Genomic DNA, 18,564 nt, shown 5'->3' on the forward strand with positions numbered 1-18,564 from the left:
CAGTTGTCACTCTAGTTTTTTCCTTTCCTATCATTTCAATAGAAGAATCCTCTTCTTACCTTAATTTCTTTTTCAGTAACCAATCCGTATCTACTTTTTGACCAACCATAAAATGATGTTGGCTAAATTTTTCAAAACCATATCGATTATAAAATGCTTGAGCTTTTGTATTATGTTCCCAAACACCTAGCCAAGCCCAGGAAAAACCATTTTTTTCGGCAAGTTCCAGAGCGAATTCAAACAGTTGCTTACCAAGTCCAAATCCTTGATATGTTTGTAGCACATAGAGGCGTTGAATTTCAAAAGCGTTCTCTAATTCCCTCTCAGTTTGAGCATTTCCCCAGTTGACTTTGAGAAAACCGGCTATCTCCTCTTCATGCATAATGAAATAAGTTTCGGAGTCAGGATTTTCCAACTCAGTTGACAAAGTTCTCAGACTATATGCCTCTTCAAAGTATTCCTGTAACTGCTCTTCCGTATTATCATGCGCAAATGTTTCACGAAAGGTTTGTTTGGCAATTTTAGCCAACATCTCAACATCTGCCATTTCTACTTTTCTAATCATTATTTAAACTGTTCTGAGAAGCGGACATCTCCTTGGTAGAATCCACGGATATCGTTAATTCCGTAGCGGAGCATAGCGACACGTTCTTGTCCAAGACCAAAGGCAAATCCAGAGTAAACAGTCGCATCGATTCCACTCATTTCAAGGACACGTGGGTGAACCATACCGGCACCCATAATCTCGATCCAACCTGTTTTCTTACATACGTTACAGCCTTCTCCACCACACTTAAAGCAGGAAACATCCACTTCAACAGATGGCTCTGTGAATGGGAAATAGGAGGGACGCAGACGGATCTGACGCTCTTCACCGAACATTTTTTTGACAATCAACTGGAGGGTTCCTTGAAGGTCAGCCATAGAGATGTTTTTCCCAACAACCAAACCTTCGATTTGGTGGAACTGGTGACTGTGGGTTGCATCATCCGTATCACGACGGAACACACGCCCTGGTGAGATCATTTTCAAAGGACCTTTTGAAAAATCATGGGCGTCCATGGCACGCGCTTGAACTGGAGACGTGTGAGTACGAAGCAAGATTTCTTCTGTGATGTAGAAAGTATCCTGCATATCACGAGCTGGGTGATCTTTTGGAAGGTTCATACGCTCGAAGTTATAGTAGTCTTGCTCCACTTCAAAACCATCCACGACTTGGTACCCCATCCCGATGAAAATATCTTCGATTTCTTCACTGGTTTGTGTAAGAACATGACGGTGACCAGTCGCAACTGGACGACCTGGAAGTGTTACATCTATGCTCTCACTAGTCAGTTGAGCTGCGACTTTCTTTTCTTCCAAGAGTTTCGCTGTTTCCTCAAAGGCTGCTGTCAAGACATCACGAGCTTCATTGACGTGTTTCCCGATGACAGGGCGCATTTCAGCAGAAACATCTTTCATTCCTTTAAGAATCTCCGTAAGCGAACCTTTTTTACCAAGGACAGAGACACGTAATTCTTGCATCTCTTTTTCATTTTCAGCAGTAATCTGCTTTAAGCTAGCCAGCGTTTCTTCGCGAAGCGCTTTTAATTGTTCTTCAATAGTTGACATAATTCCTCCATCAGTCGCTCGTAGATAAAAAGAAAACCACATGCCAAAAACTCCACTCGGAGCGTTGACACGCGGTACCATCCGTTTCATCTGACAAGTCAGACCTTCATTTCTAAATCCATGCGCAAGTGAATTCACTCAGCTTTCATATAGAGAGCTTGCAGTCATGGCTCTCCTCCCTGATATACTTCCCTTGAGTTACTAGTCTTGCGGATTCCTATTCAATTACTACATAGTTTATCAGATTTTTAGTTAAAAAACAAGTTAGACCAGACTAATTTCAATATAAAAAGGAACAAGACGCAATGCACTACCTATTTGTAAGATCTGTTTCATCCGCTTTCCTTTTCAACAAAAGAGTTGCTGCTTGATTAAAACCATCGCACCAGTTATACCATTTTGCTTCATACTCATCTTGAGCTAAGATACAGTCTTTTAAATCCAAAACAGAGTAAATCTTTCTTTCCTCGCAAGCTTGCGCATAGAGATAATACAGTTCATCGCCACCATCTCTATCCCACTCAGCAGAAATCATATTCCTACCCGCCAATAAAGCCTGATAAGCCCTGTGATGGCCATCTGTAATCAACAAGCAATCTCCGAACGCAAGAATACTGATTGGAGCAACATTGATTATTTCTGCCGACTGATAAAGTGTCTGGATGCCTTCTAGTTTCTTTTCTGATAAGTATAGTTGAGTCGGATGGAGAGCTTTTATGTTGACTTTCATTTCTTCCTCCTCAAGGGAATTCGATATTTACTTCTGTTTACCTTTAAATCGCCATTGGAAGCGTAGCTTGTCATAGAAGGGAAATTCGATAAACAAGACTCCCAAGCCCACACAGAGACTGGCAAGAACGTCTGATGGATAGTGAACTCCCAGATAGACCCTTGATACCAGTACACTGACTAGGTAGAACCCTAGCACGATTTGCACGATTTTTCTCCAAACCGGATCTTTAATCCGTTGACTCAGAATGACAATCAGAGTGCCTACCATCAAGGTTACAGCCAGAGAATGCCCACTTGGGAAGGAAAATCCCTTCTCCTCTACCAGATGTAAGATAGCTGGTCGTGGGCGCTGGTAAATATTTTTAAAGGTCACGATTAAAAGACCGGCTAAGGCCAGATTGCCCGCCATGAAGTAGCTTTCTATCTTCCACTGCTTACGATAAAAGATAAAGGCTGCGATGGCAACCCAGGTGATAATCACTGGGATATCAATCAAATGCGTAAGGGCACGGAACAAAACTGTCAAATAATCTGGCAAGTCCCCACGAAGGGCAGTCTGAATTGGTTGATCAAAACCGACCAGCATTTCAGGATAGAACTTAACCGTATAGCCAAGAAGGACGAAAAGTAAAAGGGCAAAACTGCCCTTCATTAAAAATGTTTGTTTATCTCTCATAATGTTTTAAGGTTGGTTTCAAGAGGACATACAACAACCAGAATGAAACGGCAAAGATGATACCCTCAATCAAGTTAAAAGGTAAAACCATGGTCATTAGGTAGTTAGAAAGTCCCAAAATTTTTCCAATATCAAAGTTGGCAAACTTCGCGTACAAAGGAACAGCATAGACATAGTTGAGAAGCAACATAGCCGCAGTCAAGCCGACAGTTCCCGCTAGAGATGCCAGTAGGAAACGAAGGGTGCTGCGTTCCTTTTTCCAAATCAAACCAAAAGCGATAACAAAAACTCCCAAGGCTACGATATTCATTGGCAAGCCAATGTAAGTATTCACTCCCTGGCTATTGAGAAGCAACTTCAAGAGTGAGCGCAGCAAGAGAATTCCTAGAGCAGCTGGCAAATCCATCACCACCAAGCCCACAAGGACTGGCAAGATACTAAACTCGATCTTGAGGAAGGTCGCCGCTGGCAAGAGCGGAAAGTCAAAGTACATCAGCACAAATGAAATGGCTGATAAAATCGCAATGGTCGAAAGTCGACGTGTGTTTGTCATAACAGGTTCCTCCAATTTTCTATAAAATCAGAAGAAGTTGGAAAGGATCCCTCTATCTATTCTCACTTTTTATATCCCAAAAGTTCCCCCCTCACTCTTTTGAGCAAGCGGTTGCAATTTATCTATAAACTCATCAGAACAGACAAGGCTATTCTTTCGTCTTCTCCCATCCAGACTATACTGTCGGTTGTGGAATCGCACCACATCAGCTTGCGCTCGCGGACTTCTTTAACTAAGATATCTTGGAGTAATCTAGGCGTCGCAGTCGAAGATAATACTTAAAGTATATCGAGACAAGACAAGGACGAGAAAGCCAAAATAGCTAGTTAAAGTCACCGCCGGTCGGGAATCACACCCAGCCCTGAAGACCCTTTAATCATAACAAAAAACGCTTGCAAGTGCAAGCATTTTGTTTATTTCAATTTATCCGCTTCATAGGTGTGAACGAGCTCTAAACCAGCAAAATGTTGCTGACGAAGAGCCTCATAGACAATCATGCAGACCGTATTGGAAACATTGAGACTGCGGACATGTTCATCATTCATCGGGATACGGAGAGCTTTCTCAGGATGTTCTCTCATAAAGTCCTCCGGCAAGCCCTTGTCTTCACGTCCGAAGAGAAAATAATGGGCTTCGTCAGTCGATAAATCTGCCTCAGAGTACACCTTTTCCGCGAATTTCGAAATCAGATAGAGTTTACCCTTCATCTGAGACATAAAATCTTCCAAACTGTCATAAAAATGAATCTCTAACTTATCCCAGTAATCCAAACCTGCTCGCTTCATCTTGCGATCATCAATAGGAAATCCCATCGGTTTGATGATGTGGAGGGGAGAATTGGTCGCAGCGCAAGTACGCGCAATGTTACCTGTATTTTGTGGAATCTGAGGTTCAAATAATACAATGTGATTTGTCATGACGGGTTTCCTTTTATCATTGCAAAAAAATAGCCACACTGCCCGGAGTCAAGCTCAGCAAACAGCGTGGTTAAGGCATCGTTAACTTACCTCACAACAGGTTTGAAGTAAATCAGCGAAACTACTTCCTTAGTATAACACTTTCAGAATCATTGTCAATAGAAATGACTTGATTTTTTTACTTTTTTGATAATATTTCCATACTTCGTTATTCTTTTTCTGAGAAAGGATATTAAATGAGCGAAATCATTTCATATAATAGACATTTCTATGAAAGGTGACCGATTTTATCTTTGAAAACTTAAAAAAAGCTTTTCTTATCCTCTGAAATGGCTTGGCAAGTGCATTTTTTGCGAAAAAAGGGTATGATAGTTACATCATGAAAAAGTAGGGTTTTTATATGAAAATTGTCCTTGTTGGTGGAGGGAAAGTCGGTTTCGCCCTCTGTCGTTCACTGGTTGCAGAAAAACACGACGTTGTCCTCATCGAACAAGATGAGGCTGTTCTCAATCATATTGTCAGTCGCTTTGATATCATGGGACTCCTTGGAAATGGAGCAGACTTTGCTATCTTAGAGCAAGCCGGTGTTCAAGAGTGTGATATCTTTATCGCTCTAACGGAACACGATGAAGTGAATATGATTTCAGCAGTACTTGCTAAAAAAATGGGCGCTAAAGAAACTATCGTTCGAGTGCGAAATCCTGAATACTCCAATACCTATTTCAAAGAGAAAAATATTCTTGGATTCTCACTTATCGTTAACCCAGAACTCCTAGCCGCCCGTGCTATCTCAAATATCATTGATTTTCCGAATGCACTCTCAGTTGAGCGGTTCTCAGGGGGAAGGGTCAACCTGATGGAGTTTGTTGTCAAAGATTCCAGTGGTCTCTGTCAAATGCCAATCTCAGATTTTCGTAAAAAATTTGGCAATATCATTGTCTGCGCTATGGAACGAGACCATCAACTTATGATTCCGAGCGGTGATATCACCATTCAGGATAGAGATAGAATTTTTGTTACTGGGAATCGTGTGGATATGATGCTTTTCCATAACTATTTCAAATCACGTACAGTGAAAAGCTTGCTCATCGTTGGTGCTGGAAAAATTGCTTATTACCTACTTGACATTTTAAAAGATAGCCGTATTGACACTAAAGTTATCGAGATTAATCCTGAGAGAGCTCGTCTCTTCAGTGAAAAATTTCCAAATCTCTATATCGTACAGGGAGATGGAACTGCCAAAGATATCTTGCTTGAGGAAAGTGCTCCCAACTATGATGCAGTTGCAACTTTGACTGGAGTTGATGAGGAAAACATCATTACCTCTATGTTCTTAGACCGTGTTGGTGTCCATAAGAATATCACCAAGGTGAATCGAACTAGCCTTTTAGAGATTATCCATGCACCTGATTTTTCAAGTATCATCACACCCAAAAGCATTGCAGTGGATACCATTATGCACTTTATCCGTGGTCGAGTAAACGCTCAATACTCAGACCTTCAAGCCATGCACCATCTAGCAAACGGTCAAATTGAAACTCTTCAATTCCAAATCAAGGAAGCTAATAAAATGACTGCCAAACCTCTTTCACATCTGAAATTGAAGAAAGGGGTTCTCATCGCAGCCATTATCCGAAAAGGAAAAACAATCTTCCCTACTGGAGAGGATAGACTTGAGGTAGGAGATCAGTTACTCGTGACGACCTTATTACCAAATATCACCAAGATTTATGATCTGATTGAGAGGTAAAAGATGAATAAAAGTATGATTCGTTACCTCCTCTCAAAACTTCTCTTGATTGAGGCGGTTCTCCTTCTAGTACCCGTTAGCGTAGCAACCTATTATCAAGAATCCAGCCAAGTATTTACAGCTCTCTTTACAACAATTGGAATTTTAATACTTCTTGGTAGCTTGGGAATTTTACGGAAACCCAAAAATCAGCGAATTTATACTAAGGAGGGAGTCTTAATCGTCGCCCTCTGTTGGATTCTATGGTCTTTCTTTGGAGCGCTTCCCTTTGTCTTTTCAGGACAAATCCCAAGTGTCATCGATGCCTTCTTTGAAACCAGTTCTGGTTTTACAACTACAGGAGCAACCATTCTGACAGATGTCTCCGTTCTCAGCCGTTCCCTCCTCTTCTGGCGAAGTTTTACTCACTTGATTGGAGGGATGGGGGTACTCGTCTTCGCGCTTGCCATTATGGACAATGCCAAGAATGGTCACTTAGAGGTGATGAAGGCTGAGGTCCCTGGGCCTGTCTTTGGCAAGGTTGTATCCAAACTGAAAAATACTGCCCAGATTCTCTATCTGCTTTATTTAGGGCTCTTCTCACTTTTTGTAGTCATCTACTATCTAGCTGGTATGCCTCTATTTGATAGCTTTGTCATCGCTATGGGAACGGCAGGAACCGGTGGCTTCACCGTCTATAACGACGGAATTGCCCACTACGGCAGCTCACTCATCACCTATCTCGTCAGTATCGGAGTTCTGGTTTTTGGGGTCAACTTTAATCTCTACTACTCCCTCATGCTCCGTCGGGTTAAGGCTTTCTTTGGTGATGAAGAACTTCGCACGTATGTAATCATTGTCCTAGTTTCTACCGGCTTGATTACTCTCAATACGCTCCACCTCTACCAAGGTGTCTCTAAGAGCTTTGAAATGGCCCTCTTTCAGGTTTCCAATATCATTACAACAACTGGTTTTGGTTATGGAGATATTACCAACTGGCCCCTCTTCTCCCAATTTATACTCCTCTTCCTTATGGGAATCGGTGGCTCTGCTGGATCAACCGCAGGTGGACTCAAAGTTATCAGAGGGCTCATCCTTTCAAAAATTGCTAAAAATCAGATCTTGTCCATCTTATCTCCTCATCGCGTATTGACTCTACATGTCAATAAAACTGTGATTGATAAGGATACCCAGCACAAGGTCCTAAAATATTTTGTCATTTATGTGATGATTTTACTGTCACTTATCTTCATTGTCAGTCTAGATAACAATGATTTTCTAGTTGTTACCAGTGCTGTCTTCAGTTGTTTCAATAACATCGGACCTATTCTAGGTACAACTTCTAGTTTTGCTATCTTTAGTCCCATCTCTAAAATCCTTCTCTCATTTGCAATGATTGCAGGTCGTCTAGAGATTTATCCCATTTTGCTTCTCTTTATGAAACGTACCTGGTCCAAACGCTAATCACAATAAAACTCCCCTTTTACAAGCTAGTGAAAGGGGAGCTTTTCTATTAAAAATGAGAAGACCTTTCGGTCCTCTCATAATCTGTTTATTTTTTAAGAGCTTCCTTGTAACGAGCAAGTTCTGCTTGATTGGCCCAAACATAGTGACCTGGACGAATTTCCACCATAGATGGTTTGTCTGTCTCATAGTCATGTTGGCTAGGATCATAGACTTTCAAGACCTTCTTACGTTCCAAGATTGGATCTGGAATCGGTACAGCAGATAGAAGCGCTTGAGTGTACGGATGAACAGGATTGTTAAACAACTCCTCTGTCTCCGCTACTTCAACGATAACACCCTTATAGATAACTGCGATACGATCTGAGATAAAACGAACAACTGACAAGTCATGCGCAATGAAGAGATAGGTCAAGCCCAATTCTTTTTGAAACTTCTTGAGCAAGTTCAAGACTTGCGCACGAACAGACACGTCCAAGGCTGAAATCGGTTCATCCGCAATAACGAAATCAGGTTCCATCACAAGAGCACGGGCAATCCCAATACGTTGACGTTGACCACCAGAAAACTCGTGTGGGTAACGGGTCAAGTGCTCTTTCAAAAGACCGACTTCATGAATCATCTTTTGAACTTTTTCTTTTCGCTCTTCTTCGTCTTTGAACAAGTGGTAGTTGTAAAGACCTTCAGAGATGATATAGTCAACTGTCGCACGTTCATTTAAACTGGCTGCAGGGTCTTGGAAAATCATCTGGATACGGCGGATCAACTCTGAAGATTCCTTGTGAGATTTTTTCCCATTGATCTTATGACCGTCAAAGATGATTTCACCTTTACTAGTATTATTCAAACCAATAATGGCACGACCAATCGTCGTTTTCCCACTACCAGATTCACCAACAAGAGAAAAAGTTTCTCCCTTGTTGATAAAGAAGTTAGCGTTTTTAACGGCAACAAACTTCTTACTTCCTTCACCGAAGGAAATTTCTAAATCTTTAATTTCTACTAATTTTTCAGACATTTCCTTCCTCCTAGTCTTCTAGATGAGCAAAGCCCATTTTATCACGAATTTTATCATGTAAATCTGCGATGATTTCTGGTTTTTCAACCTTAGGAGCATTCTCATGAAGCAACCAAGTCTTAGCCCAGTGAGTATCAGTGACTGAAAACTGAGGTGCTTTCTGTTCAAAGTCAATTTGCATCGCATAATCTGAACGAAGGGCAAAGGCATCGCCTTTCAACTCAGTATAAAGAGACGGTGGTGTTCCAGGGATAGAGTACAATTCCCCTTTATCATCAGCAAGCTGAGGCAAGCTAGACAAGAGACTCCAAGTATATGGATGACGTGGGTCGTAGAAAACTTCCTCAACAGTTCCGTATTCTACAATTTCACCAGCATACATAACTGCTACCTTATCCGCAATACTTGCTACCACACCAAGGTCATGGGTGATAAAGATAATGGTAAAGTGGTACTCGTTCTGTAAAGTTTTAAGCAAATCAATGATTTGCGCTTGAATGGTTACATCAAGGGCCGTTGTCGGCTCGTCACAGATCAAAATATCTGGGCGACAAGCAAGGGCAATCGCGATAACGATACGTTGACGCATCCCTCCAGAATATTGGAAAGGATACTCGTCAAAACGTTTTTCAGCGTCTGGAATTCCGACCTTGTTCATATAGTCGATTGCCATTTCTTTGGCTTCCTTAGCTGTTTTCCCTTGGTGTTTAACGATAACTTCTGTGATTTGACTACCGATTGTATTAATTGGATCCAAACTTGTCATTGGGTCTTGGAAGATGGTCGCAATTTTAGCACCACGGATTTTCTCCCACTCTTTGTTTGAAGTCAAGGCTGTCAAGTCTTGTCCACGATAGTCGATACTTCCTTGGGCAATACGTCCATTGTCTTCTAACATCCCTGTAAAGGTTTTTGTTAATACAGATTTACCAGAACCAGACTCACCTACCAAGGCAAGAACTTCTCCTTCAATCAGGTCCAGAGAAACTCCTCGGATAGCCGTCAGAACTTTGTCACGAACGTCAAATTCCACGACAATATCACGAGCAGTCAAAATTACATTATTTTCTTTTGTCATGTCTACTCCTATCTATGTGTACGTGGATCACTAGCATCCGCTAGGTTTTGACCAACAACGAATAGAGATAGGGACACCAAGATCAAAGTTGTCAACGGAATCCAGAATAAGTAAGCGTTGGTCGTAACGTTTTGTGAGTAATCTGAGATCAAACGTCCCAAACTTGGCACTGTTACAGGCAATCCCAATCCAAAGAAGGAAAGGAAGGCTTCATAAGAAATAAAGCTTGGCAACATCAAGGTCATCGTAGAAACAATAACGGATACCAATTGTGGCATGATATTTTTAACGATGATTTTGAAGGTTGGTGTCCCAAGTGTTTGAGAAGCAAGGTTGTATTCCAAGTCACGGTAACGCATGATTTGGATACGAATCATATAAGCAATCCCAATCCAAGTTGTCACACTCATGGCAAAAATCAGATTCCAGAAACCAGCACCGATTGAGTAAGTCAAGACGATAACAATCAAGAGAGATGGAATGTTTGAAATAATGTTATAAACTTCCATCATGACGCGGTCAACAGATTTTGAAATTCCCCAAATTCCACCAACAATAACCCCGATCACAAGGTTGATAAAAGTAGCAATTACAGAAATGAGGATAGAATTACGCGCACCAAACCAAACTCCATCAAACAAGGATTTACCATTGCTATCAGTACCAAACCAGTGTTCGGCATTGGGCTTAATAAAACGAGCGCTAAAGTCATTAACCTTACTTACATCGTTAAAGTCAAAGTTTGAGAACATTGGATAAATAAAGCTCATCAAGATAATAGCAATCAAAATCCCCAACATAATGACTGTTGATTTTTTCTTTAGAAATTGTCTAAATACAGAACCCCAGTATGAATAGGCAGGGGCGTCAATTGTTTCAGAGGCAAAATCGTCACGTTTTACGAACTGAAATTTTTCTTTTCCGATTGTTGACATTATTTGCCTCCTTTCTCTGTCAATTTAATACGTGGATCAAGCATGGTCATCCAGATATCTCCTACAAAGAGTGAGAAGATAGAAATACATGTGAAGATGAAGACGAGACCAACTACCATTGAGTTGTTGGATGCCTTAACAGAGTCGATCAACATTTTACCCATACCTGGAAAGGCGAAGACTGTTTCTGTCAATGTTGCACCACCAATAACTCCAATTACGGCACCAGGAATACCCGAAACCAAAGGAACCATGGCATTTTTAAAGATGTGTTTATTTGAAATTTCTTTTTCAGACAGTCCTTTTGCACGAGCAAATCGAACGAAATCTTGAGATTGCAAGTCAATCATATAACGACGAATCCAGATAGCTGTACTTGGCGCTCCCAACAAACCTAGAATGACTGCAGGCAAGACATAGGAACGCCAATCTCCAGCCCCCAAGATAGGGAATGAGTCTGGCAGACCAATAGATGATCCAATCAAGCGTACGATGTAAACCAAGGCAATCGTTGGAAGAGCAAGCAAGAAGGTTAGGGCACCTGTAGAGAAGCTGTCAATCCAAGTATTCTTGTGGCGAGCCATAGCAGAACCAAGAGGAATGGCGATAGCATAAGAAATAATCAAACCGATCAAACCAGCAACCGCTGAGCTTGCAATCATTGATGGGTATTGATAATTGCTTTCTGTAGCTGTATATGGATCGTCCTTCCCATAGTTGGCTACCTCACGCGCATCTGCTTGACTTGGAGACTTGTAGGTACGAGAGTAGATATCAACAGATGAAGTCTTTTTACCCGTAGGGAATTGAACTTCCGATGTCTTAGTTTGTCCTTGACCTTGTGTGATAACTTGAAGCACTGGTGTGTTTGCATAAGTTGGGTAAGAGTCACCCAAGTTAATGTTCACAAAGTTTTGGTGTACAAATGGGAATTGTTTGTTGAAATACAAAAGGTATTTATGTTTTGTACCTGAACCAACCAATGACCAACCAATAGCAGGATCATTTTCAAAACGAAGATAACGTTGCAAGTTTGGATTTTCAGGGTCTTGAATTTTGTTTGTATGATCAATATCAATCAAGTTGGCATAGAATTTGAAAACACGTTCAAAAATCGGAATTTCACGCGTCGCATAGAATTGACCACTCTCTGAAAAGACACCTAACGTCCAACCATTACCGAGTTGGTTGATGTATTTTTCGTAGATTGCCTTATTGGTATCATTGGCATCTACTGTTACAGATGAGTCCATTGAGCTAGCTTTTTCTTGCAACTCCTTAGTATCGTAGTACTCGATATAGCCCATACGTTCATAAACGGTATTCTCATAATTATCCCGCTTATCTGGAGTCGTTGCAATCTTGTTGTAGTTGGTATCCTGCTTGAAAATCAGTTTCCGAGGAACCATCGTATAGATAATCGTGTAGGTCAAGGTTGTCACCAAGAAGATAGACACCAATGAACGCAATACACGCATAAAAATATATTTCTTCATATCGTTTCCTTTTAAAATCCCAAAAGAACCTTCTCCTCATGGAGAGAAAGTTCTCTTGAGAGTTATTTATTTAACGTGATTAGCCAATTCTTTTTGAACTTTTTCGTTTGATTCTTTTTTCTCTTTGAGCCATTTCTCACGAGCTTGTTCATAGTCAGCTTTGGTTACAACCTTGTCTTGCAACTGAATATACTTGAAGTATACATCTGAGCCTTTATCTCCAGATTGGCTATATGATGCAGAGAATGGCACAACACGAGAAATGATTGGTGCAGCACCACTTGATGACATAGCTGGCAAGAAGAGTGAGCTGTCTGTTAACCAAGCTTGGGCAGCTGCGTATTTTTCATAACGAACATTCAAGTCGCTTGTTTCTTTAGCAGCTTCATCAACTAGCTTATCGTATTCTTTCAAACCAACTTGAGCTGCTGCAGCATTATCTGCACCTTCGTAACCCATGTATGTTTTTGTTTGTTCAGCATTCGTTGTCTTCAAGATATCAAGGTAAGTTGATGGATCTTCGTAGTCAGGGTTCCATCCAACTGCTCCTGAGAGGTCCCAATCTTCTGCCGCAGCGTTTGCAGCATAGTAAGTGATATTGTTCAACTCATCTTTAGAAATTTGTTGGATATCGATCACTACATTGTCTTCTCCAAGTACTGTTTCAACTGATTGTTTGAAAGATTGGATACGTGCAATATAGGCTTTAGAAGTTTGGTCTACTGGGATATCCAAGTGGATAGGGAATTTCACACCTTCTGCTTCCAATGCAGTTTTAGCTTTGGCAAATTCGGTTTTGGCTTTATCAGCATTGAAAAGGCCATCCTGACCATCAGCAAAGTTTACGTTCTTCCACTCATCGCCATAAGCAGCCATCTTTTCAGTTACCAAGTCACCGAAAGTTTTTTCGCCTGCTGAGACAAAGGTAGGTTTCACAAAGAGGTTACGAACTGCAAGAGGAGCGCCTTCTTTACCATTAATTTGTGCTGAGTAAGAAGTACGGTCAAAGGCAAAGTTCAAAGCCTGACGGAAGTCTTTGTTAAGAAGGGCTTTCTTAGTAGAAGTCTTCTCTTCGTCAGTTGTCTTAGAAGTGTATTTGTAACCTTGACGGTCAATATTCACACCCAAACCAGCGATACCAGGTCCTGATGGATTGTAGTAGATATTTTCCTTGTAGGTCTCTTCTACTTTAGAGTAGTTTGAACTTGTAGGGAAAAGGCGAGCATAGCTATAAGCTCCACTTGTAAAGTTACGCTCAATTGACTCTTGGTCTGACCCATCATAGAAAGCAAGGGTTACTTTATCAATATGAACATTGTCTTTATCCCAATAGTTTTCATTCTTAGCGAATTCAATAGAAGATTTAGCAGTCAACCCTTTCAGCAAGAACGGACCATTGTAAAGTAATGATGTAGGGTCAGTCGCTTTACCAAAGTCAGCCCCTTTTGATTTTTCAAAATCTTCGTTCAATGGCCAGAAGATTGCGTAGGCCATCTTAGAGTTCCAGTATGGTTCTGGTTTGTTCAAAGTATACTCAAGAGTATAATCATCAACAGCCTTCACACCGACTGAAGAAAAATCTTTATTGTTTCCAGCTGTATAGTCAGCTAGACCTTTAACTGAATCTTCTGCTAGATAAAGAGCTTCTGATTTTTTATCAGCTGCGTGTTTCAAACCATTTACAAAGTCTTTGGCAGTAACTTCTGCGTACTCTTCTCCGTCAGATGTAAACCATTTGACTCCTTTACGAATCTTGTAAGTATAAGTCAAACCATCTTTTGAAACTGACCAGTCTTCTGCAACTGCAGGAACTAGGTTCCCATACTTGTCGTTTGTGAAAAGACCATCGATACCATTTGAAGTGGCAACCTTAGTACTTTGTTTCCCTGAAATGAGGTAATCCAATGTTTCCGGATCAGCTGTATAAACATAACCATAATTTTTTGGTGCTGTTGAATCAGATGATTTTGAAGAACCGCAAGCAGCTAGTACTCCAGTTGCTAATAAAGCAACTCCTGCTGCAACAAATACTCTACTTTTTTTCATGTTTTTAACTCCTCTTGAAAAATTTAGGCTTATTGAAGATTATAACATATATCTTCTAAAAAGTAAACGAATTTTCAGAATATTTAGGCGTGCATCCATAAAAAACTTTCATTTGTCAAATTTCTTTATTCTTTGTTTGCTATCTATCGAGTCATAAGGCAAACTTAATGTTCATAAAGCCTGATTTTCAGGTTTCCTTTCTCCATTTTCTACCCAGTCAGAAAGGGCAATCTTCTAAATTGGATTTTCGATTAAGAAACTATTGACGGGAAATGATTTTCAAGGTATAATAATAAACGTTGAGGCGGTATAGCCAAGTGGTAAGGCACGGCTCTGCAAAAGCTTGATCGTCGGTTCAAATCCGTCTACCGCCTTTCAGTACCTGAATTAACAGGAATTAACCGAATAAAAAGCCCGGACAATCGGGCTTTTTTGTTATTCCAAATAGATAGGGATAACTATATCTACAATATAGATTTACAAAAAGCAGTGACTCAAGTCACTGCTTTATTCTGTTTCTTCTTCAGTCTCTATTTCAGTGATTTGGACTTTTACCTTGGTAACACGTCCGTTTTTCACCTTGTCATTGGTTAGGATGATTTGTTTGTTTTGGCTGACCAATTCATAACTGAGTTTCTCAGTCGTTGGAATCATTCCCACACCCGTCAAATAATAACCGGCGATGGTATCAACATCATCACTTTCCAATTCTACATCAAAGTAGTCATTAAAATCATTAAGATTCATGGTGCCTTGAACGATATAGGTGTCTTCTCCTATTTGATGGACTTCAATTTCAGCCTTGTCAGTCTCATCATCAATCTCACCAACAATTTCTTCTAAGAGGTCCTCCAGAGTTACCAAACCAGCCATTCCACCGTATTCATCTAGTAAGATGGCCATTTGATTTTGGGTATTTCGAAGTTCTTTAAGGAGATCGTCCACAAAGATAGTCTCAGGAACAAACAGTGGCGTTTGGAGAATTCGTTTCCAGACAATATTGTCAAAGCCATCCACAAAAGCGGCATTCAACAAGCGCTTGGTGTGAATCAAACCAATCACATTGTCCTTATCCCCATCATAAACAGGGATACGTGAGAAATTTTGCTTTAAAATACTCTCGATAATCGTTTGACTGTCATCCTGAATATCTACCATAAAGGCATCTGTTCGGGGCACCATTAGCTCACGAGCCATTAGTTCATCTAAAGAAAAGACTCCCTGTAGCATTTCAATCTCATCTGCATCCAAGGTTTCCTCACTCTTGGTCAACATGTACTCAATTTCATCTCGAGTCATCTTTTCATCCGCATCATCAAAGGTCATTGGCGTTACACGGCTCAGTAGATTAGTTGAAGCAGATAACAGCCAGACAAAGGGACTGACAATCTTTCCAAGACCAATAATAATTGGTGCTGTTCGAATCGCCAAAGCATCTTTGAGATTGAGGGCAATCCGTTTAGGATATAGTTCACCAAAAACAATAGAGATGTAGGTCAAGAATGCCAAAGAGAGGAAACTTGCAATGGCATAAGCTGTTTCTCCGTTCCCCATCCAAGAGGCAATTACTTGTCCAAGTGTATCTGCCAATTTTGCCCCTGACAAGATCGTGATCAAGGTGATACCGACTTGAATTGTTGATAAAAAGTGGTTAGGATTTTCAAGTACCTTTAACAAACGAATGTAACGTTTGTCTCCCTCTTCTGCCTTTTGTTCTACTCGGGAACGGTTTAGTGACACCATTGCCATCTCAGTGGCTGAGAAAAAAGCATTTAACAAGGTCAAGATAAATAATAATACAAACTGTAGCAACAAATTCTGACTGCTCGGGTCTTCCATAGTCCTTCTCCTAAAATAGTATCTTGTGTCCCATTATATCATAAAATCCATCAGGATTCACATTATTTTTCATTTAAACAACAGCTCCCCCCGTCTCTAGAAGACAAAGGAGCTGTTTTATTGTATCTATTGTTTCTGATCTGTCACCGTTACTTGACCTGTTCGGTAATCAAGCTGGATTCCCTTTTGAACATTGGGGATTAGGACATTGAATTCCAATTCGCCATCCGAAGATTTGGCTTCGATTTGTGAAGCAGACGGAACTAAATCCTCATTTGTCGCATAGTGGAGTGTCACCCGATAACGGACTCTCTTATTCTGGTCCAAGGCTTTTCTGACCAGACTCTCATAGTAGTTCTGACCTGTCGAATCCTCAGCCTGTGCTTGGTTTGCCCAAGCTGTCTGGACTGCAATGTTCTTGGGATTGCTGGTAGAGGCATCAAAACCATCCAAACCACCTATTAAGGCATAGCCTAGCAGGTGTCCTCTATCAACTGCATGTGTGTAGGCTCCCTTTAGATTTTTAACCTGATGCCATCCTGGTGGTGTCCAAGAGGTGGATCCATTTCCAGTCTCTTCACGATTCTTATACTGCCGAGTCGTTTTGGATAAGATGGCATTGGCAACAGTCGGGACTGTTTCTTTTCCAACTGTCTTTGTTTTATTATCCGCATAGGGTTTGCTTGAAACCTTGGCATCTAGATTGGTTTTATTGCCATTGACAACAAAAGCCCCTGCTCCATTCCACTCGAGATCCCCCTTGATTTGGTTCTTTATCGACTCAGTTAAGATATTTTCAGCCAGCTCCTGACTGGGAGCTTCTGAAGCTTGTTTTTTCTGACTAACCTTAGTTCGAGGGCTATTTGATGCCGATTGCATCTGCTTGATATAATAGCTTCCCGCAGCCAAGAGTAAGAATAGAAGTAACCCTATCAAAGTCTGTCTTGTTTTTTTGTCCATTTTTCTCCTTATTTCTTTAGAAAAAGACTGGTCTCCCAGTCTAATTTCCTGTAAATTTGCTAATCAATTCCTGCCACTTTGCCGGAGACAATATTGCCCATGGATCCTGTCCCTTTCCTAGGATGCCATAGCCAACCATCAAGCCGATTCCTAAAGCAAGGAAACCTAGCAAGAGTACGATAAAAATCAACAGTAGGCGACGGAGTACATAGCGTAAGTTTTTATTCTTCATCATTTGCCTCAATTCGCTGAATCTTCGCTCCTAACTGAGCTAACTTCTCATGGAAGCGGTAATAACCTCTATCAAGGTGGACTAGTTTACCGACAACTGTTTCTCCTTGCGCCACCAAACCTGTCAAAATCAAAGCAGCACTAGCGCGAAGGTCCGTTGATAAAACTTCTGCCCCCTGTAAAGCCTGCCCCCCTACAATACGAGCTGTGTCACGGATAATCTCTGAATGCAAGCCCATACGGCGCATTTCCTCCAAGTGTTGGAAGCGATTCTCAAACACCGTTTCCACCATGGTTGATTCCCCTTTTGCAACTGTCATCAGAGCTGTAAATTGTGCCTGCATATCTGTTGGGAATCCTGGATGTGGTAAGGTTTTTACATGAACAGCCTTGAGATTTTCAAGTTGAGAACGAACACGAATACCTTCTGATTCCTCTGTCACTTCAACGCCCATTTCAAGTAGTTTTGAAATCAAGGGACGATTATGCTCCCAGACTGCATCACGAACGAGAACATCCCCACCTGTCATAGCTGCTGCTACCATAAAGGTTCCAGCTTCAATACGGTCCTGTACTACAGTATGAGTCGTACCATGGAGTTCCTCAACACCAATCACGGTGATTGTTTCTGTGCCAGCTCCCTTGACCTTGGCTCCCATTTCATTAAGGAAGATAGCGAGATCAACAATTTCTGGCTCACGCGCAGCATTTTCAATGACCGTTACACCATCAGCTAGAGTTGCTGCCATCATGAGGTTTTGTGTTGCGCCGACACTAGGGAAGTCCATGTAGATATGAGCGCCATGCAAGTGGTCTGCCTTGGCTTCGATGTAACCAGCTGCCTGAGTGATTTTTGCCCCCATAGCTTCCAAACCTTTGAGGTGGAGGTCGATCGGACGACTCCCGATGGTGCACCCCCCTGGCATAGAAACTTTGGCATGGCCTACACGAGCAAGGATTGGTCCCAAGACAACGATGGATGCTCGCATCTTGCTGACATATTTATAAGGAGCTTCCTCCGTGATATCACCAGTCGCATCGACCTCGACAATATGAGCTTCCTCATCAAAGTCCACCTTGGCATTCAGACCACGAACTACTTGATTCATGGTGAAAACATCTGACAAGATTGGGACGTTCTGCAAGACTGTCTTACCCTTGCTTGCTAGAATAGTCGCTGCCAACAAGGGCAAGACTGCATTCTTTGCTCCCTCAATCGTCACACTTCCGACCAGACGATTATCTCCGCCTTGAACCACAATTTTTTCCATAGTTGTTT

The 18,564-nt window shown here is 41.3% G+C and carries 17 protein-coding genes, 1 tRNA gene and 1 riboswitch; of the genes, 3 read left to right on the forward strand and 15 right to left on the reverse strand.

The window, feature by feature from the left end:
• Positions 1-55: 55 nt before the first annotated feature.
• From HMPREF9188_RS08990 to HMPREF9188_RS09015, 6 genes are all read right to left on the reverse strand, one after another.
• Positions 56-565 carry a GNAT family N-acetyltransferase gene (locus HMPREF9188_RS08990; RefSeq protein WP_009730670.1) on the reverse strand — a complete coding sequence of 170 codons (510 nt, stop codon included), beginning with the start codon at positions 563-565 and terminating at the stop codon, positions 56-58.
• Positions 565-1,611 (reverse strand): phenylalanine--tRNA ligase subunit alpha, encoded by a 1,047-nt coding sequence (pheS, locus tag HMPREF9188_RS08995; protein WP_009730671.1) that lies wholly within the window; start codon positions 1,609-1,611, stop codon positions 565-567. The genes HMPREF9188_RS08990 and pheS overlap by 1 nt, the downstream gene beginning before the upstream one ends.
• A gap of 310 nt (positions 1,612-1,921) precedes the next feature.
• Complete coding sequence (locus tag HMPREF9188_RS09000) at positions 1,922-2,341, reverse strand: hypothetical protein (protein WP_009730672.1); 420 nt, start codon at positions 2,339-2,341, stop codon at positions 1,922-1,924.
• A 27-nt stretch (positions 2,342-2,368) separates the two neighbouring features.
• On the reverse strand, positions 2,369-3,019 hold the full coding sequence (locus tag HMPREF9188_RS09005; protein WP_033588942.1) for a phosphatase PAP2 family protein: 651 nt from the start codon (positions 3,017-3,019) through the stop codon (positions 2,369-2,371).
• The gene (locus HMPREF9188_RS09010; RefSeq protein WP_009730674.1) at positions 3,009-3,572 is read right to left on the reverse strand and encodes an ECF transporter S component; all 564 of its coding nucleotides are present in this window, start codon (positions 3,570-3,572) and stop codon (positions 3,009-3,011) included. Before HMPREF9188_RS09010 ends, HMPREF9188_RS09005 begins: the two co-directional genes overlap by 11 nt.
• A gap of 154 nt (positions 3,573-3,726) precedes the next feature.
• Positions 3,727-3,945: riboswitch (FMN riboswitch) on the reverse strand.
• 40 nt (positions 3,946-3,985) lie between these two features.
• Positions 3,986-4,489, reverse strand: coding sequence for a tRNA (cytidine(34)-2'-O)-methyltransferase (locus HMPREF9188_RS09015; protein WP_000181362.1), 504 nt, complete (start codon positions 4,487-4,489; stop codon positions 3,986-3,988).
• 400 nt (positions 4,490-4,889) lie between these two features.
• Between HMPREF9188_RS09015 and trkA the strand changes: the two genes are divergently transcribed.
• Positions 4,890-6,239 carry a Trk system potassium transporter TrkA gene (gene trkA, locus HMPREF9188_RS09020; protein WP_000706805.1) on the forward strand — a complete coding sequence of 450 codons (1,350 nt, stop codon included), beginning with the start codon at positions 4,890-4,892 and terminating at the stop codon, positions 6,237-6,239.
• Between the two features lie 3 nt (positions 6,240-6,242).
• Positions 6,243-7,682: a TrkH family potassium uptake protein gene (locus tag HMPREF9188_RS09025; RefSeq protein WP_009730675.1), complete on the forward strand. Its 1,440-nt coding sequence runs from the start codon at positions 6,243-6,245 to the stop codon at positions 7,680-7,682.
• Between the two features lie 88 nt (positions 7,683-7,770).
• On the opposite strand, the gene HMPREF9188_RS09030 is transcribed toward HMPREF9188_RS09025, so the two are convergent.
• The 5 genes from HMPREF9188_RS09030 to HMPREF9188_RS09050 all read right to left on the reverse strand — a co-directional run bounded on the left by HMPREF9188_RS09030 (position 7,771) and on the right by HMPREF9188_RS09050 (position 14,255).
• Positions 7,771-8,700, reverse strand: a complete 930-nt coding sequence (locus tag HMPREF9188_RS09030) for an ATP-binding cassette domain-containing protein (RefSeq protein ID WP_001291313.1) — start codon at positions 8,698-8,700, stop codon at positions 7,771-7,773.
• Between the two features lie 10 nt (positions 8,701-8,710).
• Positions 8,711-9,778 (reverse strand): ABC transporter ATP-binding protein, encoded by a 1,068-nt coding sequence (locus tag HMPREF9188_RS09035; RefSeq protein WP_009730676.1) that lies wholly within the window; start codon positions 9,776-9,778, stop codon positions 8,711-8,713.
• Positions 9,779-9,786: 8 nt separating this feature from the next.
• Complete coding sequence (gene oppC, locus HMPREF9188_RS09040; protein WP_009730677.1) at positions 9,787-10,713, reverse strand: oligopeptide ABC transporter permease OppC; 927 nt, start codon at positions 10,711-10,713, stop codon at positions 9,787-9,789.
• Positions 10,713-12,209 (reverse strand): ABC transporter permease, encoded by a 1,497-nt coding sequence (locus HMPREF9188_RS09045; RefSeq protein WP_009730678.1) that lies wholly within the window; start codon positions 12,207-12,209, stop codon positions 10,713-10,715. Before HMPREF9188_RS09045 ends, oppC begins: the two co-directional genes overlap by 1 nt.
• A 66-nt stretch (positions 12,210-12,275) precedes the next feature.
• Positions 12,276-14,255, reverse strand: coding sequence for a peptide ABC transporter substrate-binding protein (locus HMPREF9188_RS09050; RefSeq protein ID WP_009730679.1), 1,980 nt, complete (start codon positions 14,253-14,255; stop codon positions 12,276-12,278).
• A 303-nt stretch (positions 14,256-14,558) separates the two neighbouring features.
• On the opposite strand from HMPREF9188_RS09050, the gene HMPREF9188_RS09055 reads away from it, so the two are divergent.
• A tRNA-Cys gene (locus HMPREF9188_RS09055) sits at positions 14,559-14,629 on the forward strand.
• 133 nt (positions 14,630-14,762) lie between these two features.
• On the opposite strand, the gene HMPREF9188_RS09060 is transcribed toward HMPREF9188_RS09055, so the two are convergent.
• The 4 genes from HMPREF9188_RS09060 to murA all read right to left on the reverse strand — a co-directional run bounded on the left by HMPREF9188_RS09060 (position 14,763) and on the right by murA (position 18,556).
• Positions 14,763-16,094: a hemolysin family protein gene (locus HMPREF9188_RS09060; protein ID WP_007522376.1), complete on the reverse strand. Its 1,332-nt coding sequence runs from the start codon at positions 16,092-16,094 to the stop codon at positions 14,763-14,765.
• 126 nt (positions 16,095-16,220) lie between these two features.
• Positions 16,221-17,054, reverse strand: coding sequence for a DNA/RNA non-specific endonuclease (locus tag HMPREF9188_RS09065; protein WP_009730680.1), 834 nt, complete (start codon positions 17,052-17,054; stop codon positions 16,221-16,223).
• Positions 17,055-17,094: 40 nt separating this feature from the next.
• The gene (locus HMPREF9188_RS09070) at positions 17,095-17,289 is read right to left on the reverse strand and encodes a DNA-directed RNA polymerase subunit beta (RefSeq protein ID WP_000977280.1); all 195 of its coding nucleotides are present in this window, start codon (positions 17,287-17,289) and stop codon (positions 17,095-17,097) included.
• The gene (murA, locus tag HMPREF9188_RS09075) at positions 17,276-18,556 is read right to left on the reverse strand and encodes a UDP-N-acetylglucosamine 1-carboxyvinyltransferase (RefSeq protein ID WP_009730681.1); all 1,281 of its coding nucleotides are present in this window, start codon (positions 18,554-18,556) and stop codon (positions 17,276-17,278) included. Before murA ends, HMPREF9188_RS09070 begins: the two co-directional genes overlap by 14 nt.
• Between the last annotated feature and the right edge of the window lie 8 nt (positions 18,557-18,564).

It is taken from the genome of Streptococcus sp. F0441 (genome assembly GCF_000314775.2).
Lineage (GTDB): Bacteria > Bacillota > Bacilli > Lactobacillales > Streptococcaceae > Streptococcus.